4 protein-coding genes are annotated in these 3,886 nt (G+C 57.0%); 1 reads left to right on the top strand and 3 read right to left on the bottom strand.

Annotated elements, in window-relative coordinates; all coding sequences use genetic code 11:
* Positions 1-70: 70 nt before the first annotated feature.
* The 3 genes from D6877_RS17430 to D6877_RS17420 form a co-directional block, all read right to left on the bottom strand.
* The gene (locus tag D6877_RS17430; protein WP_130911577.1) at positions 71-1,342 is read right to left on the bottom strand and encodes an outer membrane protein transport protein; all 1,272 of its coding nucleotides are present in this window, start codon (positions 1,340-1,342) and stop codon (positions 71-73) included.
* A 146-nt stretch (positions 1,343-1,488) separates the two neighbouring features.
* Positions 1,489-1,971, bottom strand: a complete 483-nt coding sequence (locus D6877_RS17425) for a hypothetical protein (protein ID WP_024012180.1) — start codon at positions 1,969-1,971, stop codon at positions 1,489-1,491.
* Between the two features lie 271 nt (positions 1,972-2,242).
* On the bottom strand, positions 2,243-2,467 hold the full coding sequence (locus tag D6877_RS17420) for a hypothetical protein (RefSeq protein ID WP_016773719.1): 225 nt from the start codon (positions 2,465-2,467) through the stop codon (positions 2,243-2,245).
* 912 nt (positions 2,468-3,379) lie between these two features.
* Between D6877_RS17420 and D6877_RS17410 the strand changes: the two genes are divergently transcribed.
* The gene (locus tag D6877_RS17410; protein ID WP_024012181.1) at positions 3,380-3,703 is read left to right on the top strand and encodes a hypothetical protein; all 324 of its coding nucleotides are present in this window, start codon (positions 3,380-3,382) and stop codon (positions 3,701-3,703) included.
* Positions 3,704-3,886: the final 183 nt, after the last annotated feature.

The following is a 3,886-nucleotide window of genomic DNA, read 5'->3' as shown; positions in this document are numbered from 1 at the left end:
GAAAAAGCCCCGCCTCTGTAAAGAGAGCGGGGCTTTTTGGTGGGCGAGGGGTTAGCCTCGCCACGGTGCATCAGAAGCGGTAAGTCGCGCCGACACCGAAGCCGTTTGCCGAGTTTTCATACTTGGCATCGTAGGTCTGGCCACGAGCGTTTTCGTTGCGGATGTTGACCGACTCTTCTTTCAGGTACGAGTACGCGACGTCGATTGTCAGGTCGTCGGTCGGGCTCCAGCCGGCACCGATACTGAAGATGGTGCGGTCGCCAGTCGGGATACGCGGCGAGCGGTCTTCGTTATTGGTTGGCGACTGGTCGAAGGTCAGACCGGTACGCAGGACCCATTCCTTGTTCAACTGGTACGAGGTACCCACGGCATAGGCCCAGGAGTCATGCCAGTTCTGGTCTTCGTTGATCGAACCGAACTGACCGGCCAGCAGAGGTTGCACGCCGGAGTTCTTCACGGTGATCTTGTCCAGCTGGCTCCAGCGGGTCCAGGTGGTGCCGGCGTAGATGTTCCAGCGATCGTTGATCGCCTGGGTGACCGACAGGTCCACGGATTCCGGCGTGGTGATCTTCAACGAAGCGTCGTACTTCTGGTTGGCGCCAACGCCCACCAGCGCCAGAGCGTTGTAGTTGACCTTGGTGTCGCCTTCAAGCTTGTAGTCGACCTTGGAGTGGTAGGTCAGGCCGACACGGGTGGTGTCGGTGGCCTGGACCAGCAAGCCGACGTTGTAGCCCAGCGCGGTGTCGTCACCCTTGATCTTGACCTTGCCGTCCGGCAGCGCCTGGGTGATCGACAGGTTGGATTCCAGCGAGCCGTCGATGCGGTTGATGGTCGGGCCGAAACCGATCGACACCTTGTCGTTGAAGGCATAGCTGACGGTTGGCTGGAAGGTGATGACTTGCACTTCGGACTTGCTGCCGAAGTAACGACCGGCGAAGCCGTTTTCATAATCCGTGATCAGGCCGAATGGCACATATACACCGAGACCGAATGCCCAGTGATCATCGATCGGTTTTACATAGAAGCCCATCGGTACGGCGGTGAGGGGCACCATGTCGCCCTTGTTGCTGCCGCCATTAGGGCTGGAGCTGGTATCGCTGATATCGGTATGCGCGTCGACCAGGGCGACGCCGCCGGTGACTTGTTCGCGCTTGATGCGCGCCATGCCTGCCGGGTTGCCATAAACAGTGCTTGCGTCGTCGGCAGAAGAAGATCGCCCGGCAAAACCAGTCCCCATCCCACTGATGCTTTGTTCGTTGAGGGCAAAACCTGCCGCGAAGATTTGTGTAGAGGCAAGGGTAACGGCGAGGCTAAGGGTGGTTTTGAGCATGACTTTTTTCATTATTAGAACTCCTGGTGATCACCGGGGCGAAAATTACCAACATTTTCGTCCCAGCGCTATAGCCTGTATGCCTTGAGTTAGAGCGGTTTTGTAGGACAATCCGACCAAAATGGCGACCTGATGGGAGAACTTGTGAAACCGCCCGGTCAGCAAGCGACCTGATTCAGCGGTGAAACACAGGTTTGCCACGCATAGGTGAAGTCGCGCAAACGGCCTTGCGGTTGAAAGGTCTGGCGCCAGATACGCGCCATGCCGAGCAGGTCGGTCGGAGCGGGGAGGGTGGGGTTTTGTTCTTCCACCAGCAGCCAGGCGATGGCCGTGGCGTAACGCAGGTTGACGGTCAGTTCCAGATGCGGGCCGCTGAGGAATGCGTGCTGGCTGGCGAGGCCGCGCACCAGGCTGGCGCGCTCCGGATCAAGCGCCAGGTAATCATCCCAGAGCGCCTGGTGGCGGTGCTCGGCGATCCGATAGAGGCCGTGGCCACGGCGGTCATGCAGGGCAGAGCCGAGGGCGGACTGGCTGGCAGCGATGCCCAGCAGCAGGGATTCGGCGGTTGCGCAGTGGCGTCCCAGATAAATCAGTGTGGGACGGATCACATAGCGGCACAGTTCGCTGGCAGCGATACCCATAACACCCTCGGTTCTTGTTATTGAGGGCGAGTCCTGAAGGGGCTTTGGCAGCAGTGGATCGAATCAGGCTCGCCGCAAGCGGGTCACGCCGCTTGAGTTGAAGTGTAGTGTCATATTCAGCGTGTAAAGGTCTGTTTTTAAAATATTTCTGCCATCGCATTCCAAACGTTAGATCGGAATATGCTTAGAAGCGCAGCGTTAACAGTGAAATATCAGGCAATAAAAAGCCCCGCTTTTCAGCAGGGCTTTGCTTTTGCAGCCTGTTCGGCTTTCAGGCAACCAGTGCCTGACGGGTACGCTCGATCACGGCCTGCAGCGGCTCGGCGCTGGAGTATTGATCGGGGTACAAGCGCTCGCTGTGACGAGCGATCCCGTGTTCATTGACCACGGTGAAGCTGAAGCAGCCTTTGCGAGCGGCCATGATCAGGCAGTTCATTGGAGCAAAAGCGTTGGTTAGGGTGCGAATGGCATCCTGAGTCTGGATTTGAGTAGACATAGTTATTAGGTGTTCCTACAAATGACACGGATAAGAACCGTGCAACGTTAAAACGTTCCAGTAACGTCGATCACCATTGATCGAACGAAGAACCCGACTGGAACAAAGCAGCCAGTTTGAAGCGCTGATAAATGTGCGCGCTTGGGCTGGCAGGTAGGTACTTAGGAGGACAGGCATCACAGCGAGGGCAAAGGTTCTGGGCCCGGGGTGAAGATCCTGATCAATTTGCAGGTTGGTTCGGTCAGAGTAAGTGTTCTTCGCAACGCCCTTTGCTTTCATTCAAAGGCAGCGTCGTCGCAAGATTTACCTGGAAACCATCGAGGGGTCGTTCCCGCTTTTTTCGGCAGTGGCTTCCTGTTGGAAGTTGACCGTGGGGAGATATTCGACCGGAATTGACTTTCAGCTTGGTACTAACGCCGCGGATAGTAACGGATCCGTTCCGGCGAAGCAAACCCCATGACCAAAAAAAGGGATCACAGGGAAAGGTCGTGTCGCACCGTCCGTCGGCGTGCAGGCTTTTCGCGGAGCCTTTAGATCGTTCGCAGTTGCGCAAAATGACCCGAAAAAGCGCATGCATATAACCGTGTCGCAGGTACTTGTGCACATTAGTTGCGCAGAGCGTAACGCAACTGTCACATCGATCCTGACTCCAGTCGCTGCCTGTATCAAAAGTTTAAGTCAATGAAAAATATCGTCTTTTTTTGTTGGTGAAAAAATCGTCAGTTTGACTGCGAGCCCCATTCCATAAGGCTTTGCGGGGATCGTAGAGCGGTTGTCCACTGACTTATCCACAGCTTCTGTGGATTGTCCCTAGCGCTTGCTCTAGCACGGGCGTGCCGGGTTTTTTTCGACTTTACCTGTAAGAAAAAGAGAGTAAAGTGGCGCGCCTTCCGATCTGTCCCGCAGTGCTTTATGAAGTTTCGCTCAGTATCAGACTCTGTTACCTCCAATCCGACCTCTGTTACCGCTCCCAAGCGTTTTTCCGTACGTGTGGCTGAGTGGCTGCTCGATGCGCCGCGCCTGAGCGACAGTCCCAGCGCCAAACACCTCGCTGGCCGTCTGCTCAAGCAACCGGCCCGAGAAGGCGTGGTCGCCGCACAAAGCCGTCTCGGCCAATTGATTTGCCGGGAGTGCGGCAATGCCCGTGACCGGCGTATCGGCCAGGAGCTGCTGCGTCAGGCCGCCCGCGCCGGCGACCGTCGCGCGCAGCAGGAACTCGGTCTGATCGAAGACTGAGCTGTCCAAGCCCAGACACCTTGGTTAACCTTCAGGCTTTATCCGATTGGCAGGAGTCGCTATGGCTATGGACTTGACCAGCATATTGCTTGGTCTTGCGGCAGCAGGGGTGCCGCTGCTGGCGCTGGCCTGGCAACTGCAACGCCGGGCCAGCAACGCCCAGGCCGATCTGGCCTTGCTCGA

Origin of the sequence: Pseudomonas sp. Sample_9 (genome assembly GCF_004307535.1) — a bacterium.
Taxonomy (GTDB): Bacteria; Pseudomonadota; Gammaproteobacteria; order Pseudomonadales; family Pseudomonadaceae; genus Aquipseudomonas; species Aquipseudomonas mercuritolerans.
The sequence above is the reverse complement of the archived record's forward strand: the minus strand, read 5'-3'. Positions and strand labels throughout refer to the sequence as shown.

Bases quoted from the DNA above. Each gene is read 5' to 3' on its own strand.
- D6877_RS17420 (WP_016773719.1), bottom strand. From the start codon at position 2,467: ATGTCTACTCAAATCCAGACTCAGGATGCCATTCGCACCCTAACCAAC.
- D6877_RS17430 (WP_130911577.1), bottom strand. From the start codon at position 1,342: ATGAAAAAAGTCATGCTCAAAACCACCCTTAGCCTCGCCGTTACCCTT.
- D6877_RS17410 (WP_024012181.1), top strand. From the start codon at position 3,380: ATGAAGTTTCGCTCAGTATCAGACTCTGTTACCTCCAATCCGACCTCT.
- D6877_RS17425 (WP_024012180.1), bottom strand. From the start codon at position 1,971: ATGGGTATCGCTGCCAGCGAACTGTGCCGCTATGTGATCCGTCCCACA.